Genomic DNA, 19,551 nt, shown 5'->3' with positions numbered 1-19,551 from the left:
GTCCTCAGCCGACATGGGTCTGCAGCCACCACTCGAGCAGGCCGAGCTGCCAGAGCTTGGAGCCGCGCAGCGGCGTGATGTGCGTGCCGGGCTCGGCCAGCAGCATGTCGACGTAGTCCTGGCGGAACAGGCCGCGCTCGCGCGCCGAACGGCTGGACAGGGCATCGCGCACGCGTTCGAGCACCGGCCCCTGCAGGTACTTGAGCGCGGGCACCGGGAAGTAGCCCTTGGGCCGGTCGATCACCGCGCCCGGAATCAGCTTGCGCGCAGCCTCCTTGAGCACGCCCTTGCCGCCGTGCGCCAGCTTGTGCCGCGCGGGAATACGCGCCGCCAGCTCGACCAGTTCGTGGTCGAGGAAAGGCACGCGCGCCTCGAGCCCGAAGGCCATGGTCATGTTGTCCACGCGCTTGACCGGGTCGTCGACCAGCATCACGGTCGTATCCAGTCGCAGCGCCTTCTCCACCGGGTCGTCGGCACCCGGCGCGTTGAAGCTGGCCGCCACATAGGCCGCGCTGGCATCCACGCCCAGCCACGGCGGCATAACCACGCGCGCGTACTCCTCGAAGTCGCGGTCGCGGAAGGCCGCGAGGTAGTCGGCCACCGGATCGACGCTGCCGGCGAGCTTGGGATACCAGTGATAGCCGCCGAAGACCTCGTCCGCCCCCTGCCCGCTCTGCACCACCTTGCTGTGGCGTGAAACTGCTTCGGACAGCAGGTAGAAGCCGATGCAGTCGTGGCTGACCATCGGCTCGCTCATCGCTTCGACCGCCTCCGGCAGGCGCCTGAGCAGTTCGGATTCGGGCACGAAGATGCGCTCGTGGACGGTGCCGAACTCGCGCGCGACGATGTCGGCGTACTCGAACTCGTTGCCCTTCTCGCCGCCCACATCCTCGAAGCCGACATTGTAGGTGCGCAGGTCGCGAACCCCGGCTTCGGCCATCAAGCCGACGATCAGGCTCGAATCCACCCCGCCCGACAACAGCGCGCCGACCGGCACGTCCGCCACCAGCCGTCGCCGCACCGCGCCGCGCAGGCCGTCGAGCAGAATTTCCGTCCAGTCCTCGAAGCTGCGCGTCTCGTCGGCAGCATCGCGTTCATAGCGCAACGACCAGAAGCGGCGCTCGCTGCGGCGGCCATCGGGTTCGATGCGCATCAGCGTACCCGGCGGCAGCTTGCGCACGCCGGCCAGCAGCGTGTGCGGCGCCGGAACGACGGCATGGAAGGACAGGTAGTGGTTGAGCGCGGCCGGGTCGATCGAGGTGTCGACGCCTCCAGCTGCGAGCAGCGCGGGCAGTGCGGACGCGAAGCGCAGGCCACCCTCGATCTCGGCGTAGTACAAGGGCTTGATGCCGAGCCGGTCGCGCCCGAGCAGGACGCGACCGCTGTCACGCTCCCAGATCGCGAACGCGAACATGCCGTTGAGCCGCTGCACGAAGTCCTCGCCCCACGCGTGGTAGGCCTTGAGCAGCACCTCGGTGTCGCCGTGCGAGTAGAAGCGGTAACCCTTGGCTTCGAGTTCGCGGCGCAGTTCGGGGTGGTTGTAGATCGCGCCATTGAAGACGATGCCGATCCCCTGTTCGGGATCCACCATCGGCTGCTGGGCCGATTCGGACAAGTCCATGATCTTGAGACGGCGGTGGCCCCAGGCCTGGGCCCCCTGTGCGAACACACCACCACTATCCGGCCCGCGCCGCCGCTGCTGCGCGTTCATCCGCGAAAGCGCTGCCAGGTCGGGGGAACGCCCATCGAACCGAACTTCACCTGAGATGCCGCACATTGAACTTCCTTGGCCGTGTCTGAGGCCAACATTCGAACAAATTTGTTTTGTCCAAACATTTAAAGCCGATAGCATCCCCTTCCAGATCGGCCAAGCGTCATGCTGCGTGTCGCAGCACTTCCGACCGGCACCTCTTCGGCGCAAAGGGGTGCGGTCAGTTGAAGGCCGGCCGGCAGGCCGGCGCAGCAATCACATGCCCAGCGACTTCAGCAACTCGTCCTGCTCGCTGTCGGCAACGACCGCCGGCCTCACCTCGCCGTCGGTGTAACGGTTCTGCGCCAGCAGCTCGTCCGGGTCCGGCACCTCGTTGGCGTCGAAATCGTTGAGCTTGATGAACTCGGCGCGATCCACTGCCAGCTCGAGGTAGAAGATGTTGTTCTGCCCGGTGTAGAAGGTCACGCGCCGGGCTTCGGGATTGTCGAGGTTGGTGTCCACGCTGAGGATGACCTGCTTGTTGAGCACAAGCATCTTCGGCTGGTTCTGCGTGATGTGCGTCTGCAGTTCGCGCCCGACCTTGCCGGTGAAGTCGCCGACGATCTGGTTCATCAGTTCGCCCATCACGTTGCTGACTTCGTCGCTGGTGTAGGACGAGGCGAGGTCGCTCTTCGACATGCCCATGTTGAGCAGGTATTTCTCGTACAGCTCCATGGCGGCCTGGGCCGAGAAGTTGATCACCACCAGCCCGGAGAACCCGCCATCGAAGAGCACGAAGCAGCCGATGTCCGGCTTGAGGCAGGTCTTGGTGATCCGCTGCACCATGCCCGAGTAACGGATTCCGCTGTGGGTGGCGAGCGTCAGCACCTTTGAAACGGAATCACAGAGGCTGCGCAGCAGGTCTTCGGTGCCGAACACCACATTGTTGTCTTGCGTGCTCATTCGAGTCATTCATCCGGGTTGGAAAGGTCGTTCGCCATCTATAGCACAGCGCCCACCAACGCGGCAGCCGTTCTTCAGGCCGCGGTCCGCCGCAACAGCAGCAGGCGCACATCAACCGTCAGCGACAGCTCGGTCAGCGCCGCCGCGCGTGCGCGCCCTTCCGCCGTTGCGCGAAACAGGTGCGGCGTCATCAGCAGCAGGTCGGCGATTGGCTCAGAGCCCGCCAGATCGACCGTGAAGCGCAAGGTCTCGGTTCCCGCCACCGTGAAGCCGGCTGGCGCCTCCGGTTCGGAGCGACGCTCCGGCTTCAGGCTGGGATAGATGACTTCGCGCAACTCGCGCAGGTGGTCGGCGCCGGCATCGACCTGCAGCAGTTCGCCGCCCGGCTTGAGCACGCGCGCGAACTCGCCATACACCGGGAACCCGAACATGCAGATCACGCGATCGAGCGTCTGCGCCAGCACCGGCAGGTTGGCATTGCTGCCCACGACCCAGATGGCGTCGCGTTGCTGCCTGGCGGCGGCCTGCACCGCCCACTTGGAGATGTCGAGGCCCAGCAGGGCGAGCTGCCGACCGTGCGCGGCATCCGCGAGCCGGCGCAGGTAATAACCCTCGCCACAGCCGGCATCGAGGCACGCCGCGCGTTCCGGCAGGCCGTCGAGCACCATCCGCGCCACGGTCGAAGCGATCGGCTGGTAGTGGCCGGCATTGAGGAAACGCCTGCGGGCAGCGACCATCTCCTTGCTGTCGCCCGGATCGCGCGAGCGCTTGTTCTGCACGGGCAACAGGTTGACGTAGCCCTCCCGCGCCGAGTCGAAACTGTGGCCGGACGGGCAGCGCCACACGGCGCCGTCCTGCCGCAGCGGCGCGCCGTCGAGCGGGCAGGCAAGGTGGGGAAAAGGAAGACGCATGAAGCAGCAGTCGCGGTGGATGTCACGGGCCGCCATTGTGCCTCGTGGCACCGCTCAGGTGAGCCGCAGGGCGCGCAGCAGACCTTCTGCGGTGATGGGCTTGATCAGGATCTCGTCGAATCCCGCCTCATGCATCTCGTCGAGCATCTCGGGAACGGCATGCGCCGTGTAGGCAACGATACGCGGGCAGTCCGGCCCCTCGCTCGCCCGTAACCGACGACAGACATCCAGCCCCGACACGCCGGGCATGCAGATATCCAGCAGCACGGCGTCGAAGCGCTCGTGCACGATCGCCTCGAGCGCCTGAAGGCCGTCGCCGCACTCCACGACCTCATGACCCCGCCGCCCCAGCCAGATCGCCGGCAAGGTTCGGTTGATCGGGTGGTCATCGACAATGAGGATCCTCATGCGCCCTCCTTCGGTGCCAAGGGCAGGACAAGGCTGAACGTGCTGCCCTGCCCCGGCGCGGAATGCAGCGTGATCTGCCCGCCCATCAGCTCGGCCAGTTCCCGGCACAGGGCGAGCCCGAGCCCTGCACCTGCCTGCGAGCGCGTGAGGAACGCGTCAGCCTGACGGAAGCGCTCGAAGATCAGCGCCTGGTCGCGCGGGTCGATGCCGCAGCCGCTGTCCGCGACCTCGAAGATACAGTCGCGATCGTTCAGATAGGCCCGGACACGAACGAAACCCGTGTCGGTGAATTTGAGTGCGTTATGCACCAGATTGTTCAGGATCTGCGCAACGCGAATGCGGTCGCAGACGATGCTCAGCTGCGCGTCCTGCGGCCCGCTGCCCGAGAAGGCCAGCCCCTTTTGCGTCGCGATCGGCTGGTAGGTGGCGCAGACTTCCGCCACCAGCGCGGCAACGCGAACCGGCTCGGGCTTGAGCTTCATCTCGCCGGCCTCGACGCGCGCCATGTCGAGGATGGAATTCACCAGTCCGAGCAGGTGCTGGCTGCTGTCGAAGATCACGCCCGCGTACTCGCGGTGGGCCTCATCGTCAGCCGTCTCGCGCAGCAGGTCGGCGTAGCCGATGATGCCGTTCAGCGGCGTACGCAACTCGTGCGACACCGACGCGAGGAACTCGGACTTGAGGCGGTTGGCAGACTCTGCCCGCGCCTGGCTTTCCCGCAAACTGAGGGAAATCATGCGCTGGCGGTACAGCAGCCAGGCCGACAGGCCGGCAAAGGCGACGATGATGAGGGTCATCGCGATCGCGAAACGGAAGTAGCCCGCCTTGCGCGCCTCGAAGTCCGCCATCGCGCCTTCACGATCGACCCCGACCAGCACCCCCAGCTGCAGGCCGGGCAGACGCCGGTAACTATGGCTCCGCTCGACGCCGTCGATCATGCTTTTCTCGACGAAATGGCCGGTCGGCTCGTTCTGGATCAGACTCATCAGCGTGGAGCGCGAAATGTCCTGCCCGACCTCGGTCATCTCGCCCGAGCGCCGTGCCCGAACGATGCCATCCAGGCCGAACAGCGTGACCACGCCGCGCGTGCCGACATCGACATCGCTGTAGAAGCTCGTGAAATAGAACGGATCGACCGAGATCACAGCGACTCCGCCGAAGCTGCCATCGACCTGGTTGATCCGGCGCGAGACCTGCAGCGACCACTTGCCCGTCGCACGCCCCAGCACCGGCTTGCTGACGAAGTAGGCCTTGGTGTCGACCTCGACATGGACGCGGAAATGTTCCCGGTCCGACAGGTCCATGCGGCTGAAGCCGGGAATGTTCGACAGGTGGTAGATGCCCTGCGCGTTGATCACCCCAACCTGGTTGAACAGGCTGCTGATGATCATGCCGCCGCCTACCGCCTCGGCGATGTCGAGCCGGTCGCCGATCTTCTCGTACTGGTACTTCACGAACAGCAGCGCCTGATCGACGCTGCCGAGGGTGCGGATGGTGTGTTCCTCGAAGGCCCGCGCGAGATTCATGGTGTCGCGGCGGATCGTTTCCGCGACATGGGCTTCTTCGACCTTTACCTTGTAGAGCACCGCCGCCCACAGCGAAACGAGCAGCACGAAGCCAAGGCAGAGGATGACGACGAACGCGAGCTTGCCATCGGCCAGCCACCCGAGCGGCCCCGCCGTGGGATCGGCAAGCCTCGATTCGGCGCTTGCGGCGGTGCGTTTCCGCTGCTCTGAAGACATTTTCGGGCAGGTAGACATCTGATGAGGCGCCTTCCAGCCGTCGCGGCCATCATCGCCCAAAGGTCCGGATCGGCGCGGGTCGCCGACCCCGGCATGGCGAGCAAGTTGAATTCTATGCTCGCGACGCTATCACGAAAACATCGCCCAAACAATGCTTTCTAATTTAATCAATCATAAAAGGCATATTTGATTCAATCTTCAAAGGAGCGCCATACCATCACTGACCGGACGGCGCCGGCCTCGCTGCTGCTTCACGTGCAGACGCCCGTTTCACTCATCCCGTCCAGCCTCGGGAACGTCCCCGTACAGGGTTGCCTCGATCACCTTCACGATCCGGTCCGCCAAGGCGTTTGCATCGACTGCTGGATTGGTGATGCTGCGCATCAGCACGCCGCCGTACATCGCCGAGATGAGCTCGACCATCTCATCGATTGCACCCGGGTGGTCATCGTACCCGGCGCGCCTGCGGATATCCCTGATGGCGCTGGCCAACTCCAGCCGGCCGATCGAGTCCGCCTTCCTGACGATCTCGGCAACACGGGGATTGCGCCCCGCCTCAGCAACGATCTCCACCTTCAAGGCCGCCGCGTCGCCGTCGAGCTGCCTGGCCACCGCCCCGGCGATGTGTGCCCGCAGGGCCGGACGACTGCTCGTGGCCGAACGAAAGACCTCTGTCAACGCGAGCCGGTGCTCGAGATCCTGGTCGACGATCTCGCTGATGATCGCCTCCTTGTTCTCGAAGTAATGGTAGATATGGCCCGCGCTCATGCCCGCCGCCTTGCTGATCTGCGAAACGCTGGCGCCGTGAAAGCCCCTCTCACGGAAACACCGGGCTGCGGCCGACAGGATCTGCTGGCGGCGCACATCGGCCCGTGCGCCTTCCGGTTTCTGCTCCCTCAAACAGGTCTCCCGTCTGGCCATGGTCCTGACCGACCCGGACTACCCATCCCGGGCGTGCCGCGGATCTCGCGCGCTCGCCCGGCAGGCTGCGCGGCAGCCTGCACTGTCCGGGTCGAAACGGCCATCCGCTCAGGCCTCCAGCGCCTTGACGTGGGTGATGACCTCGCCGATGGCCTGCTGCGCACTGCCGTAGAGCATGCGGCAGTTGTCCTTGTAGAACAGCGCATTCTCGATGCCCGAGTAGCCCGCGCCCTTGCCGCGCTTGACGACGATCACGTTCTGCGCCATGTCGACGTTGAGGATCGGCATGCCGTAGATCGGGCTGGTCTTGTCGGTGCGCGCGACCGGGTTCACCACGTCGTTCGCCCCGATCACCAGTGCCACGTCCGCCTGCGGGAAGTCGGCGTTGATCTCCTCGAGATCGAAGATCTTGTCGTAGGGCACGCCCGCCTCGGCCAGCAGCACGTTCATGTGGCCCGGCATGCGGCCCGCCACCGGGTGGATGGCGAACACCACCTCGACGCCACCCTCTTCCAGCAGTTGCGCCATCTCCCACACCTTGTGCTGCGCACCGGCCACCGCCATGCCGTAGCCCGGCACGATGATGACCTTGCTCGCGTAGCGCATCACCGAGGCGGCGTCGAGCGCGGAGAACTCCTTCATCGTGCCCTCGATCGCCTCGCCTTCGCCGCCCGCGGCCGCGCCGCTCAGCGGTGTGAAGATGACGTTGGAGATCGGCCGGTTCATCGCCTTGGCCATCAGCTGCGTGAGCAGCGTGCCCGAGGCGCCCACCACGATGCCCGCCACGATCAGCGCCGGGTTGCCCAGCACGTAGCCCTCGAAGCCCACCGCCAGTCCGGTGAAGGCGTTCAGCAGCGAGATCACCACCGGCATGTCGGCCCCGCCGATCGGGCTGGTCAGCACCACCCCCAGCGCCAGCGCCAGCACGAAGAACAGCACGATGAGCACCGACGCGGGCGCATCCGACACGATGATCGCCAGGCCCAGCAGCGCGGTGACCGCGGCGAGCGCGACGTTCACCAGGTTCTGCTGCGGCAGCCGGTAGGCGTTCTTCATGATGCCCTGCAGCTTGGCGTAGGCGATGCACGAGCCGGAGAACGCCACCGAGCCGATCAGCGCGCCGAGCACCGCCAGCGTGGCCACCACCGGGCCATGCACCTCGCCGCGGGCGAACTCGAGCGCGGCGATCGCCGCCGCCGCCCCGCCGCCCATGCCGTTGTAGATGGCGACCATCTGCGGCATGTCGGTCATCTTCACCGTCTTGCCGCTCCACCACGCCACCGCCCCGCCCGACACGATGGCCAGCACCATCAGCCCGACGTTGTTCAGCTCGGGCGTGAAGAAGGTCACCACCGTCGCCGCGACCATCGCGTAGCCCGCCCACACGATGCCCTTTCTCGCCGTGACCGGCGAGCTCATCGCCTTGAGCCCCAGGATGAACACCACCGCGACCGCAAAGTAGGACGCCTGAATGAATCCGTTGACCATTTATGCGCCCCCTTCCTTCTTGTTGCCACCCTTGAACATCGCCAGCATGCGCTCGGTGACGACGTAGCCGCCCGCGGCGTTGGCCGCACCGAGGAACACCGCGACGAAACCGATGAGAAGCTGCACCGGATCGTCCGGGTCGGCGTGGCCGAGCACCACCATCGCCCCCACCAGCACCACGCCGTGCACGAAGTTCGAGCCCGACATCAGCGGCGTGTGCAGGATCACCGGCACGCGCGAGATCACTTCGTATCCCGTGAACGCGGCCAGCATGAAGATATACAGCGCTGCAATTCCTTCCATGATCGTTCTCCCTTACAGCCCCAGGACCTGCTTGACGCCAGCGTGGCGCACTTCGCCCGCGTGCGTGAGGCAGGCACCGGCCATCACCTCGTCGTCCCAGTCGAGCGCGAGCGCGCCGTCCTGGATGAAGGGCGAGATGAAGTTGAACAGGTTCTTGGCGTACATCTCCGACGCATGCACCGGCATGCGGCTGGGGATGTTGACCGGTCCGATCACGAGCACGTCGTGGATCCAGACCTTCTCGCCCGCCACCGTGCCTTCGACGTTGCCGCCGGTCTCGGCCGCCATGTCGACGACGACCGCGCCCGGCTTCATCTTCGCCACCATCTCGGCGGTGATGATGCGCGGCGCGGGCTTGCCCGGAATCGCCGCGGTGGTGATGAGCGCATCGCACTGCGCGACGGCCTTGGCCAGGCGCTCGGCCTGCCTGGCCTTCTCCTCGTCGGTGAGCTCGCGCGCGTAGCCGCCCGTGCCCGCCGCCGACACGCCGGTGTCGACGAACTTGGCGCCCAGCGACTCGACCTGCTCGCGCGTCTCGGGCCGCACGTCGTAGGCCTCGACCATGGCGCCGATGCGCCGCGCGGTGGCGATGGTCTGCAACCCCGCCACGCCACAGCCGATCACCAGCACCTTGGCCGGGCGGATCGTGCCGGCGGCGTAGGTGAGCATCGGAAAGAACTTCGGACTATGGTCGGCGGCGATCAGCGCGCACTCGTAGCCCGCCACCGCGCCCTGCGAGGACAGCGCATCCATGCTCTGCGCGCGCGAGATGCGCGGCAGGAGTTCGAGCGCGAACGCGGTGACCTGGCCTTCGGCCAGCTGGCGCGCGCGCGCGGCGCTCGCCCACGGCTGCAGCATGCCCAGCAGCACGGTGCCCGGCTTCAGCTGCGCAATCACGTCCTCGGTCGGCGGTTGCACGCAGAACACCACGTCCGACTGCGCGCACACCTCGGCCGCGCTCGCGGCAAACGTCACGTCCGCAAACACCGCGTCCGGAAAGTGCGCCGGCACTCCCGCGCCCTGCTGCAACACCACCCGGGCCCCCAGGCCCAGATACTTTTTCACGACATCCGGTACGACCGACAGCCGTCGTTCGCCGGGCGCTGTCTCGCTGATGACACCAAGGGTCAGGGGCATGGCATTGAGCACTCTGATAGGTAAGTTTGCGGAAGAGAAAGGAGGGGTGTCACGTCGAGGGGCGGAGGAGAGGGAAGAGAACCCCTGAGCGTTGTATCGACACCCCTCCGTAAAGGGGTTAGCATGGGGGGCAAGGACTACATGCCCTGGTAGATCGGCCCTTCGCCGCCCTGCGGGACGACCCAGTTGATGTTCTGCGTCGGGTCCTTGATGTCGCAGGTCTTGCAGTGCACGCAGTTCTGCGCGTTGATCTGCAGGCGCGGGCCGGCCTCTTCGTGCACGATCTCGTACACCCCGGCCGGGCAGTAGCGCTGCTCGGGGGCGTCGTAGCGCGCGAGGTTGATCGCGATCGGCGTACCTGCGTCCTTCAACTGCAGGTGGCAGGGCTGCTCCTCCTCGTGGTTGGTGTTCGACAGGAACACCGACGAGAGCCGGTCGAAGGTCAGCACGCCATCGGGCTTCGGGTAGTCGATCTTCGCGCACTCGGCCGCGGGCTTGAGCGCGGTGTGGTCGGCCGTGTTGCGCAGCGTCCAGGGCACCTTGCCCTTGAACAGCACCTGGTCGATGCCAAACAGCAGCGAGCCGAGGTACAGGCCCTTCTTCATGTAGGGCTTGAAGTTGCGCGTCTTGTGCAGCTCGGCGTACAGCCAGGAGTCGCGGAAGGCCGCCGGGTAAGCGGTCAGCGCGTCGCGCTGGCGCTGCTGCGCGAGCGCTTCGAAGGCGGCCTCGGCCGCGAGCATGCCCGACTTGATCGCGGCGTGGCTGCCCTTGATGCGCGCGGCGTTGAGGAAACCGGCGTCGTCGCCGATCAGGCCGCCGCCCGGGAAGATCAGCCGCGGCAGGCTCTGCAGGCCGCCCGCGGCGATCGCGCGTGCGCCATAGGCCAGGCGCTTGCCGCCGTCGAGATACTTGCGGATCTCGGGGTGGGTCTTGTAGCGCTGCATCTCCTCGAAGGGCGACAGATGCGGGTTGCTGTAGTTGAGCCCGACCACGTAGCCCACCGCCACCAGGTTGTCCTCGAGGTGATAGACGAAGCCGCCGCCGTAGGTGGCGTTGTCCATCGGCCAGCCGGCCGTGTGCACCACCAGGCCTGGGCGATGGTGCTCGGGCTTCACTTCCCACAGCTCCTTGATGCCGATGCCGTAGGTCTGCGGGTCGGCACCTTCGCGCAGTGTGTAGCGGGCCTCGAGTTGCTTGCCCAGGTGGCCGCGACAGCCTTCGGCAAACAGCGTGTACTTGGCGTGCAATTCCATGCCCGGCTGGTGGTGCGGACCCGGCGTGCCGTCACGGTTCAGGCCCATGTCGCCGGTGGCGACGCCCTTTACCGCGCCGGCCTCGTCGAACAGGATCTCGGCGCCGGCAAAGCCCGGATAGACCTCCACGCCCAGCGCCTCGGCCTGCTCGCCCAGCCACTTCACCACGTTGCCCAGGCGCACGATGTAGTTGCCGTGGTTCACCAGGCAATCGGGCAGCAGGCCGTTGGGGGCCTGGCGCGCGCCGGTCTCGGTCAGGAACAGCACCTTGTCCTCGGTGACCGCGGTCTTGAGCGGCGCGCCCCGTTCCTTCCAGTCGGGGATCAGCTCGGTGAGCGCCTGCGGGTCCATCACCGCGCCCGACAGGATGTGCGCGCCGATCTCGGCCGCCTTCTCGATCAGGCACACCGAGATCTCCTGGCCCTTCTCCGCGGCCAGCTGCTTCAAGCGGATCGCCGCCGACAGCCCCGCAGGGCCGCCGCCGACGATCAGCACGTCGAATTCCATCGATTCACGTTCCATCCTGTTCTCCTGTTCCCGACGGTGCGATTCTTCGTAGAGCCTTAGAATGGCTGAGTTTAAACGGTCGCGGGCCTCAGGCACCGACCGTGCACAACATACGGGTGCGTATGTTACATTAGCCCGCCAAACAAACAATAGGAGACAGTTGCATGAAGGAAGGGGCGAAACTCATCTACACCACGCGCATGTCGGTGCGTTGGGGCGACATGGACGCGTATGGACACGTCAATAACACGGTGTACTTCCGCTACTTCGAGCAAGCCCGCTGCGAATGGATCGAGCAGATGGGCTTCCGCGTCAGTCCGGAAGAACCGACCGGGCCGGTGATCATCAACGCCAGTTGCACCTTCCTGTCGCCGGTGAATTATCCTGCGACCGTATTGATCAAGATGTACGCGGGCGAGCCCGGGCGCACGAGCGTGATGACCTGGTACGAGCTGTTCGTCGAAGGCGATGAAAAGCTCTACGCCGAAGGGGCGGCAAAGACGGTGTGGATGGATAACCGCACCGGCAAGTCGGCCCCGTTGCCCGACGCCATCCGCGGTCTGTTCGACAACGCGGCCGGCTGAACCGGTCACGGCGGCCGAGAACTAGAAAACGTAGCGCCGCCAGCACAGATAGAACCTTCGATTGATGGTGAGGAGACATCATGAATCTTGCTGATAACGCGCCCCTGTGGACGCCTACCGCCGAGCGTATCGCCTCGGCCAACGTCACCGCCTTCCGCCTGGCAGCCGAGAAACGCTGGGGCGTCGCACTGCCCGACTATGACGCGCTGTATGCCTGGTCGGTGGCGCAGCCCGAGCAATTCTGGGTAAGCATCTGGGAGGGCGACGGCATGCGCGACGGCGTCATCGGTACGCGCGGCGAACGCGTGCTGGTCGATGGCGACAGGATGCCGGGGGCAAAGTGGTTCCCGGACGCACGGCTCAACTTCGCGCAGAATCTGCTGCGCTCGCGCGATGCGTCGGACGCGGTGGTGTTCTGGGGCGAGGATCGGGTCAAGAACCGCATGAGCCACGGCGAGCTCTATCGCGCCGTCGCCCACTTTGCCGCGGCGCTCAAGGAGCAGGGCGTGGTCGCGGGCGACCGCGTTGCCGCCTACATGCCGAACATGCCCGAGACGCTCGTTGCCATGCTGGCCGCGGCGAGCCTCGGCGCCATCTTCACCTCGGCTTCGCCCGATTTCGGCGTGCAGGGCGTGCTCGACCGCTTCGGCCAGACCGAACCCAAGGTGCTCGTCGCCTGTGACGGCTACTACTACGGTGGCAAGACCATCGACGTGCTCGACAAGCTCGGCGAGATCGTCGGCCAGCTGCCCTCGGTCAAGCGCGTGGTGGTCGTGCCCTACGTGCATCAGGCGCACGACCTGTCGCACGTGCCGCATGCCCGCCTGTACGCGGACTTCGTCAAGGCCTTCGCCCACATCGACGACATCGCGTTCGCGCAGCTGCCCTTCGATCATCCGCTCTACATCATGTACTCGTCGGGCACCACCGGCGTGCCCAAGTGCATCGTGCATTGCGCGGGCGGTGCGCTGCTGCAGCACCTGAAGGAGCACCGTCTCCACGGCGACGTCAAGCCGGGCGACCGCGTCTATTACTTCACCACCTGCGGCTGGATGATGTGGAACTGGCTGGTGTCAGGGCTGGCCGCCGGCGCGACGCTGCTGCTTTACGACGGCTCGCCCTTCGCGGGCGACAACCACATCATCTTCGACTACGCCGACGCCGAAGGCATGACGCACTTCGGCACCTCGGCCAAGTTCATCGACGCCTGCGCCAAATTCGGCCTCAAGCCGCGCGAGACGCACAAGCTCACGACCGTGCGCGCGATGATGAGCACCGGCAGCCCGCTGGTGCCCGAGGGCTTCGACTACGTCTATCGCGACATCAAGGCCGACCTGCAGTTGTCGTCCATCTCGGGCGGCACCGACATCATTTCCTGCTTCGTGCTCGGCTCGCCGGTGCTGCCGGTGTGGCGCGGCGAGATCCAGTGCCGCGGCCTGGGCATGGCGGTGGATGTGTGGAACGACGACGGCCGCCCTGTGCGCGGCGAGAAGGGCGAACTGGTGTGCACGAAGCCCTTCCCGGTGATGCCGATCGGCTTCTGGAACGACTCCGATGGCAGCAAGTATCACGCCGCCTACTTCGAGCGCTTTGCCAATGTGTGGTGCCACGGCGATTTCTGCGAGATCACCGCGAACGGCGGGCTGGTCATCTACGGCCGTTCGGACGCCACGCTCAACCCGGGCGGCGTGCGTATCGGCACGGCCGAGATCTATCGCCAGGTCGAGAAGCTGCATGAAGTGGTCGAGAGCCTGGTGATCGGCCAGGACTGGCCGCCGCAGAACCCGAACGACGTGCGCGTGGTGCTGTTCGTGAAGCTGCGCGAGGGGCTGGCGCTCGACGACGACCTGGTCAAGCGGATCAAGCAGACCATCCGCGACAACACCACGCCGCGCCACGTGCCGGCCAAGGTGCTGCAGGTGGCGGACATTCCGCGCACCAAGAGCGGCAAGATCGTCGAACTGGCGGTGCGCAACGTGGTGCATGGCCGCCCGGTGAAGAACCAGGAGGCGCTGGCCAACCCCGAGGCGCTGGGGCATTTCCGCGACCGCGCCGAACTGGCGGATTGAGGAGGAAGACCATGCTGATGAACCGGGACAACTCGGTGCTGCTGATCGTCGATGTGCAGGCGAAGCTCGCGCCCTTCATCCATGAGAGCGAGAAGGTTTCGGCCAACTGTGTGTGGTTGGCGCAGGTGGCGGCGCGCGTCGGCGTGCCGGTCGTCGTGACCGAGCATTTCCCCGAAAAGATCGGCGGCACGCTGGAGTCGGTGCGTGCGGTCACGCCGGACGCGCGCTACGTCGGCAAGCAGTGCTTCTCGGCACAGGCCGATGGTTGCCTGCAGGGCACCGAAGTCGAGCGTCGTCCGCAGGTCATCGTGTGCGGCACCGAGGCGCATGTCTGCGTGCAGCAGACGGCGCTCGATCTGCGCTGGGCGGGCAAGCAGGTGTTTGTCGTCGCGGACGCTTCCGGCTCGCGTGATCCGGCCAACCGTGACCTGGCCTTCGAGCGCATGCGCGGCCACGGCCTCGAGATCGTGTCGCGCGAGATGGTGGCCTTCGAGTGGTTGCAGCGCGGCGGCACCGAGCTGTTCCGTGAGGTCAATCGCGACTTCATCCGCTGACGACACAGACCCAGGGGCGCGCGCTGCGGGGGGATCAACGCCTGGCCTCGCAGTGCCCCTCTGTCGGCACTTTGTGGGGCGCAAGACCAAGGGCTGCTGACTTGGCTCGGGGTGATCGGTTATCATCGCGCTTTCCCGCAGCACTGTTCCCATGACCAAATACGTCTTCGTTACCGGTGGTGTCGTGTCCTCTCTGGGCAAAGGCATCGCCGCGGCCTCACTGGGGGCCATCCTCGAGTCCCGTGGCATCAAGGTCACGCATCTCAAGCTCGACCCCTACATCAACGTCGATCCGGGCACGATGAGCCCGTTCCAGCACGGCGAAGTCTTCGTGACCGAAGACGGTGCGGAAACCGACCTCGACCTCGGCCATTACGAGCGCTTCACCAGCGCCAAGATGAGCAAGCGCAACAACTTCACCACCGGCCAGATCTACGAGTCGGTGCTGAAGAAGGAGCGCCGCGGCGAGTACCTGGGCAAGACCGTGCAGGTCATCCCGCACATCACCGACGAGATCAAGGCCTACGTCAAGCGCGGCGCAGAGGGCGCCGACGTGGCGATCATCGAGGTCGGCGGCACGGTGGGCGACATCGAGTCGCTGCCGTTCCTGGAGGCCATCCGCCAGATGGGCTTCGAGGAAGGCCGCAACGGCACCTGCTTCATCCATCTCACCTTGCTGCCCTACATCCCGACGGCCGGCGAGCTCAAGACCAAGCCGACCCAGCATTCGGTCAAGGAGCTGCGCGAGATCGGCATCCAGCCAGACATCCTGCTGTGCCGCGCGGACCGCTCGATTCCGGTGGATGAGCGGCGCAAGATCGCGCTGTTCTGCAACGTGATGCCGGAGGCGGTCATCGAGGTGCTCGATGCCGACTCGATCTACAAGATTCCGGGCATGCTGCACGACCAGATGCTGGACCAGATCGTCTGCCACAAGCTCGACATCCTCGCCCGCGCGGCAGACCTGTCGGTGTGGGAGAAGCTGATCCATGCGCTGGAGAATCCGAAGCAGACGGTCAATGTCGGCTTCGTCGGCAAGTACGTCGATCTCACCGAATCGTACAAGTCGCTGATCGAGGCGCTCAACCACGCCGGCATGCACACCGAGTCGAAGGTCAAGATCCACTACATCGACTCCGAGGACATCGAGCGCGACGGTTGCGGCGTGCTGCAGTCCATGGACGCCATCCTGGTGCCCGGCGGCTTCGGCAAGCGCGGCACCGAAGGCAAGATCGCGGCGATCCGCCATGCGCGCGAGAACAAGGTGCCTTACCTGGGCATCTGCCTCGGCATGCAGCTCGCGGTGGTGGAGTTCGCCCGCGACGTTGCCGGCATGGAAGGTGCGCATTCGACCGAGTTCGAGCGTGACACCAAGTACCCGGTCATCGGCCTCATCACCGAATGGAAGGACCGCAGCGGCAAGATCGAGAAACGCACCGAAGAGTCCGACCTGGGCGGCACCATGCGCCTCGGTGGCCAGCTCTGCCAGTTGAAGGACGGCACGCTGGCGCGTGACATCTACGGCGCCGCCGAGATCATGGAACGCCACCGTCACCGCTACGAGGTCAACAACACCCTGCTGGCCAAGCTCGAAGCCAAGGGGCTGGTGGTGTCGGGCCGCGCGCCGGTGACCGACCTGTGCGAGATGGTCGAGCTGCCCGCCGACGTCCATCCCTGGTTCGTCGGCTGCCAGTTCCACCCGGAGTTCACCTCCAACCCGCGCAAGGGCCATCCGTTGTTCACGGCCTACGTGAAGGCGGCGATCGCGCGCAAGCAGGCCACGGCCTGAAGGAGCGAAGCATGAACCTCTGCGGTTTCGAGGTCGGTCTCGACAAGCCGATCTTCCTGATCTCCGGCCCCTGCGTGGCCGAATCCGAGCAGATGTGCCTGGATATCGCCGGCCAGATGAAGGAGATCTGCGGCGAGCTGGGCATTCCCTATATCTTCAAGGCGTCCTATGACAAGGCCAACCGCAGCTCGGGCAAGAGCTTCCGCGGTCACGGCATGGATGCCGGCCTCAGGATGCTCGAGGCGGTCAAGAAGCAGCTCGGCCTGCCGGTATTGACCGACGTGCACACGATCGAGGAGATCCCGGTCGTGGCGTCGGTCGTCGACGTGCTGCAGACCCCGGCTTTCCTGTGCCGCCAGACGGACTTCATCCACGCGGTGGCGGCCAGCGGCAAGCCGGTGAACATCAAGAAGGGCCAGTTCCTCGCACCGGGCGACATGAAGAACGTCGCCGACAAGGCCAGGGAGGCCAATGGCGGCGCCGACACCATCATGGTGTGCGAGCGCGGCGCGTCCTTCGGTTACAACAACCTCGTCTCCGACATGCGTTCGCTGGCGATCATGCGCGACACCGGCTGTCCGGTGGTGTTCGATGCCACGCACTCGGTGCAGCTGCCGGGCGGGCAGGGCACGGCATCGGGCGGTCAGCGCGAGTTCGTGCCGGTGCTGGCGCGCGCAGCGGTTGCCGTAGGCGTGGCGGGTCTCTTCATGGAGACTCATCCGGACCCCGCCAAGGCGCTCTCCGACGGCCCCAACGCCTGGCCGTTGCCGAAGATGAAGGCGCTGCTGACGACCATCAAGGACATCGATGCGCTGGTCAAGCGCCAGGGTTTCCTCGAGGCCACGCTCTGAGATTCCAAACCTACGTTAAGCAACAGGACTACACATGAGTGCAATCGTTGATGTGATCGCCCGCGAGATTCTCGACTCCCGCGGTAACCCCACCGTCGAAGCCGACGTGCTGCTGGAATCCGGCGTGATGGGCCGTGCCGCCGTGCCGTCGGGCGCGTCGACCGGTTCGCGCGAGGCGATCGAGCTGCGTGATGGCGACAAGTCGCGCTTCCTGGGCAAGGGCGTGCTGCGCGCGGTCGAGAACGTGAACACCGAGATTGCCGAGGCGATCATCGGTCTCGACGCCGAAGAGCAGGCCTTCATCGATCGCACCCTGATCGAGCTCGACGGCACCGAGAACAAGTCGCGCCTGGGCGCCAACGCCATGCTGGCGGTGTCGATGGCCGTGGCCAAGGCGGCTGCCGAAGAAGCCGGCCTGCCGCTGTACCGCTACTTCGGTGGCTCCAGCCCGATGGTGATGCCGGTGCCGATGATGAACGTCATCAACGGCGGCGAGCACGCCAACAACAGCCTGGACATCCAGGAATGCATGATCATGCCGGTCTCGATGACCAGCTTCCGTGAGGCCCTGCGCTGCGGCGCCGAGATCTTCCAGCACCTGAAGAAGATCGTCGACGCCAAGGGCTACCCGACCACCGTCGGTGACGAAGGCGGCTTCGCGCCCAACGTCTCCGGTACGGAGGAAGCGCTCAACCTGATCCAGGAAGCGATCATCGCCGCGGGCTACGTGCCTGGCCAGGACGTGCTGCTGGCGCTGGACTGCGCCGCCTCCGAGTTCTACAAGGATGGCAAGTACGAGCTGAAGGGCGAGGGCCTGTCGCTGACGGCCGAGGGCTTCACCGACTATCTCGCGACCCTGTGCGACAAGTTCCCGATCGTCTCGATCGAGGACGCGATGGCCGAAGGCGACTGGGCCGGCTGGAAACTGCTGACCGAGCGTCTGGGCAAGAAGGTTCAGCTGGTGGGCGACGACCTCTTCGTCACCAACACCAAGATTCTGGAACAGGGCATCGAGCAGGGCGTGGCCAACTCGATCCTCATCAAGATCAACCAGATCGGCACGCTGACCGAGACCTTCGCCGCGGTCGAGATGGCCAAGCTGGCAGGCTACACCGCCGTGATCTCGCACCGCTCGGGCGAGACCGACGACTCGACCATCGCCGACATCGCCGTCGGCCTGCGCGCGATGCAGATCAAGACGGGTTCGCTGTCGCGTTCGGACCGTATCTCGAAGTACAACCAGCTGCTGCGCATCGAGGAAGACCTGGGCGATACCGCCGTCTACCCGGGCAAGCGCGCGTTCTACAACCTGCGTTGAACGCGTCTCTGAACTGAGCTGAAGCACGTGCGAGGCCGGCGGGCAATCCGCCGGCCTTTGTCGTGCGTGAGCCGACCGTTTCCCGACCATGCGCTGGCCCATCCTGATCCTTCTCGCACTCGTCGTGCTGCTGCAGTACCCGCTTTGGCTGGGGAAAGGCGGCTGGCTGCGCGTGTGGGAGGTCGATCGACAACTGCACGAACAGCGTGCGGAGAACCTGCGGCTGGAGCAGCGCAATGCCGGCCTCGAGGCCGAAGTGCGCGACCTCAAGTCGGGCAACGAGGCGATCGAGGAGCGGGCGCGCTTCGAACTCGGCCTGACGCGGCCGGACGAGATCTACGTGCAGGTGCCGCAAGAATAAGCCGGGGCGAACATGCCCGGGAGGGGGGCAGAAAGGGGTCTCGCTCCGCTCAGCTCGACGCGACCAGGGTGCGCGCACCGTCTATACGCGGTGCGAAATAACGGTTATCCAGCCGTTCCACGCGTACGCTGCCCCGGCTCGACGGCGCATGCACGAAGCGGCCGTCGCCGATGTAGATGCCCATGTGCGAATGCCGACGCTTCATGGTGTTGAAGAACACCAGGTCGCCGGGCTGCAACTGGCTGAGTTCTATCGGCCGCGTGCGATCCGCTATCTGCGCGGCATTGTGCGGCAGGCGCTTGCCGCTGATGTTCTCCACGATCCACGCCACCATGCCGCTGCAATCCAGGCCGGCTTCGGGGTTGCGGCCGCCGAAGCGATAGCCGGTGTCGAGCAGGCCGAGTGCGAAGAGCACCATTTCGCGTGCGTGCGACTCGTCTTCGAGGGAGAAGTAGGTCGTACCGTCACGCGACGGCGTGACCGGGGGCTCGGCAGCCGGGCGTGCAATGGGCGCGGGGGTGGAACTGCAACCGGCCAGCACGGCAATCGACAGAGCGAGCGCGGCAAGGACCGCGGGCCGCGCATGTGGGTTCAGGACGTCGAAGGAGGGTGGCAAGTAACTCATGCGCGCAAAGATAGTTCAGCCTTGCGCGAGCGTCCACCCTCCAGTCGCCCCGGTCTGCCGCAGATTTCACCGGCAGG

General features: G+C 65.7%; 18 protein-coding genes. 7 read left to right on the top strand and 11 right to left on the bottom strand.

The annotated features are described in order from the left end of the window. Positions 1–4: 4 nt before the first annotated feature. The 10 genes from C664_RS12580 to C664_RS12535 form a co-directional block, all read right to left on the bottom strand. Complete coding sequence (locus C664_RS12580; protein WP_004260757.1) at positions 5–1,777, bottom strand: N-acetylglutaminylglutamine amidotransferase; 1,773 nt, start codon at positions 1,775–1,777, stop codon at positions 5–7. 189 nt (positions 1,778–1,966) lie between these two features. Continuing rightward, positions 1,967–2,653 (bottom strand): DUF3334 family protein, encoded by a 687-nt coding sequence (locus C664_RS12575; RefSeq protein WP_004260753.1) that lies wholly within the window; start codon positions 2,651–2,653, stop codon positions 1,967–1,969. A 74-nt stretch (positions 2,654–2,727) separates the two neighbouring features. Next, positions 2,728–3,600, bottom strand: coding sequence for a putative RNA methyltransferase (locus C664_RS12570; protein WP_004260749.1), 873 nt, complete (start codon positions 3,598–3,600; stop codon positions 2,728–2,730). An 18-nt stretch (positions 3,601–3,618) separates the two neighbouring features. Then, positions 3,619–3,972: a response regulator gene (locus C664_RS12565; RefSeq protein ID WP_004260710.1), complete on the bottom strand. Its 354-nt coding sequence runs from the start codon at positions 3,970–3,972 to the stop codon at positions 3,619–3,621. Beyond that, a complete protein-coding gene (locus tag C664_RS12560; RefSeq protein ID WP_004260708.1) occupies positions 3,969–5,714 on the bottom strand; it encodes a cache domain-containing sensor histidine kinase in 1,746 nt (581 codons plus the stop codon). The genes C664_RS12565 and C664_RS12560 overlap by 4 nt, the downstream gene beginning before the upstream one ends. A 270-nt stretch (positions 5,715–5,984) precedes the next feature. Then, positions 5,985–6,614 carry a TetR/AcrR family transcriptional regulator gene (locus C664_RS12555; RefSeq protein ID WP_004260703.1) on the bottom strand — a complete coding sequence of 210 codons (630 nt, stop codon included), beginning with the start codon at positions 6,612–6,614 and terminating at the stop codon, positions 5,985–5,987. Between the two features lie 129 nt (positions 6,615–6,743). Continuing rightward, the gene (locus tag C664_RS12550) at positions 6,744–8,123 is read right to left on the bottom strand and encodes an NAD(P)(+) transhydrogenase (Re/Si-specific) subunit beta (RefSeq protein ID WP_004259022.1); all 1,380 of its coding nucleotides are present in this window, start codon (positions 8,121–8,123) and stop codon (positions 6,744–6,746) included. Then, the gene (locus tag C664_RS12545) at positions 8,124–8,426 is read right to left on the bottom strand and encodes an NAD(P) transhydrogenase subunit alpha (protein ID WP_004259024.1); all 303 of its coding nucleotides are present in this window, start codon (positions 8,424–8,426) and stop codon (positions 8,124–8,126) included. 12 nt (positions 8,427–8,438) lie between these two features. Next, entirely contained in the window at positions 8,439–9,563 is a 1,125-nt protein-coding gene (locus C664_RS12540; RefSeq protein WP_004260700.1) for an NAD(P) transhydrogenase subunit alpha, read from the bottom strand. A 137-nt stretch (positions 9,564–9,700) separates the two neighbouring features. After that, a complete protein-coding gene (locus C664_RS12535) occupies positions 9,701–11,338 on the bottom strand; it encodes an electron transfer flavoprotein-ubiquinone oxidoreductase (RefSeq protein ID WP_004260698.1) in 1,638 nt (545 codons plus the stop codon). A 149-nt stretch (positions 11,339–11,487) separates the two neighbouring features. Here C664_RS12535 and C664_RS12530 point away from each other — a divergent pair, with 149 nt between their 5' ends. The 7 genes from C664_RS12530 (at position 11,488) to ftsB (ending at position 18,849) form a co-directional block, all read left to right on the top strand. Further along, positions 11,488–11,907: an acyl-CoA thioesterase gene (locus C664_RS12530; RefSeq protein ID WP_004260695.1), complete on the top strand. Its 420-nt coding sequence runs from the start codon at positions 11,488–11,490 to the stop codon at positions 11,905–11,907. An 80-nt stretch (positions 11,908–11,987) separates the two neighbouring features. Then, a complete protein-coding gene (locus tag C664_RS12525; protein ID WP_004260692.1) occupies positions 11,988–13,976 on the top strand; it encodes an acetoacetate--CoA ligase in 1,989 nt (662 codons plus the stop codon). An 11-nt stretch (positions 13,977–13,987) separates the two neighbouring features. Further along, positions 13,988–14,530 carry a hydrolase gene (locus C664_RS12520; protein ID WP_004260689.1) on the top strand — a complete coding sequence of 181 codons (543 nt, stop codon included), beginning with the start codon at positions 13,988–13,990 and terminating at the stop codon, positions 14,528–14,530. 151 nt (positions 14,531–14,681) lie between these two features. Continuing rightward, positions 14,682–16,319, top strand: a complete 1,638-nt coding sequence (locus C664_RS12515) for a CTP synthase (protein ID WP_004260686.1) — start codon at positions 14,682–14,684, stop codon at positions 16,317–16,319. Between the two features lie 11 nt (positions 16,320–16,330). After that, complete coding sequence (gene kdsA, locus C664_RS12510) at positions 16,331–17,170, top strand: 3-deoxy-8-phosphooctulonate synthase (protein ID WP_004260683.1); 840 nt, start codon at positions 16,331–16,333, stop codon at positions 17,168–17,170. Between the two features lie 34 nt (positions 17,171–17,204). After that, complete coding sequence (gene eno, locus C664_RS12505; protein ID WP_004260680.1) at positions 17,205–18,488, top strand: phosphopyruvate hydratase; 1,284 nt, start codon at positions 17,205–17,207, stop codon at positions 18,486–18,488. 88 nt (positions 18,489–18,576) lie between these two features. Continuing rightward, entirely contained in the window at positions 18,577–18,849 is a 273-nt protein-coding gene (gene ftsB / locus C664_RS12500; RefSeq protein ID WP_004260677.1) for a cell division protein FtsB, read from the top strand. Positions 18,850–18,898: 49 nt separating this feature from the next. Here the strand turns inward: ftsB and C664_RS12495 are convergent, their stop codons facing one another. Beyond that, positions 18,899–19,474, bottom strand: coding sequence for a C40 family peptidase (locus tag C664_RS12495; RefSeq protein WP_004260675.1), 576 nt, complete (start codon positions 19,472–19,474; stop codon positions 18,899–18,901). Between the last annotated feature and the right edge of the window lie 77 nt (positions 19,475–19,551).

This window comes from Thauera sp. 63, assembly GCF_000310165.2.
Taxonomy (GTDB): Bacteria; Pseudomonadota; Gammaproteobacteria; order Burkholderiales; family Rhodocyclaceae; genus Thauera; species Thauera humireducens.
Note: the sequence above shows the minus strand (reverse complement) of the source record. Positions and strands in the feature narration are given on the sequence as shown.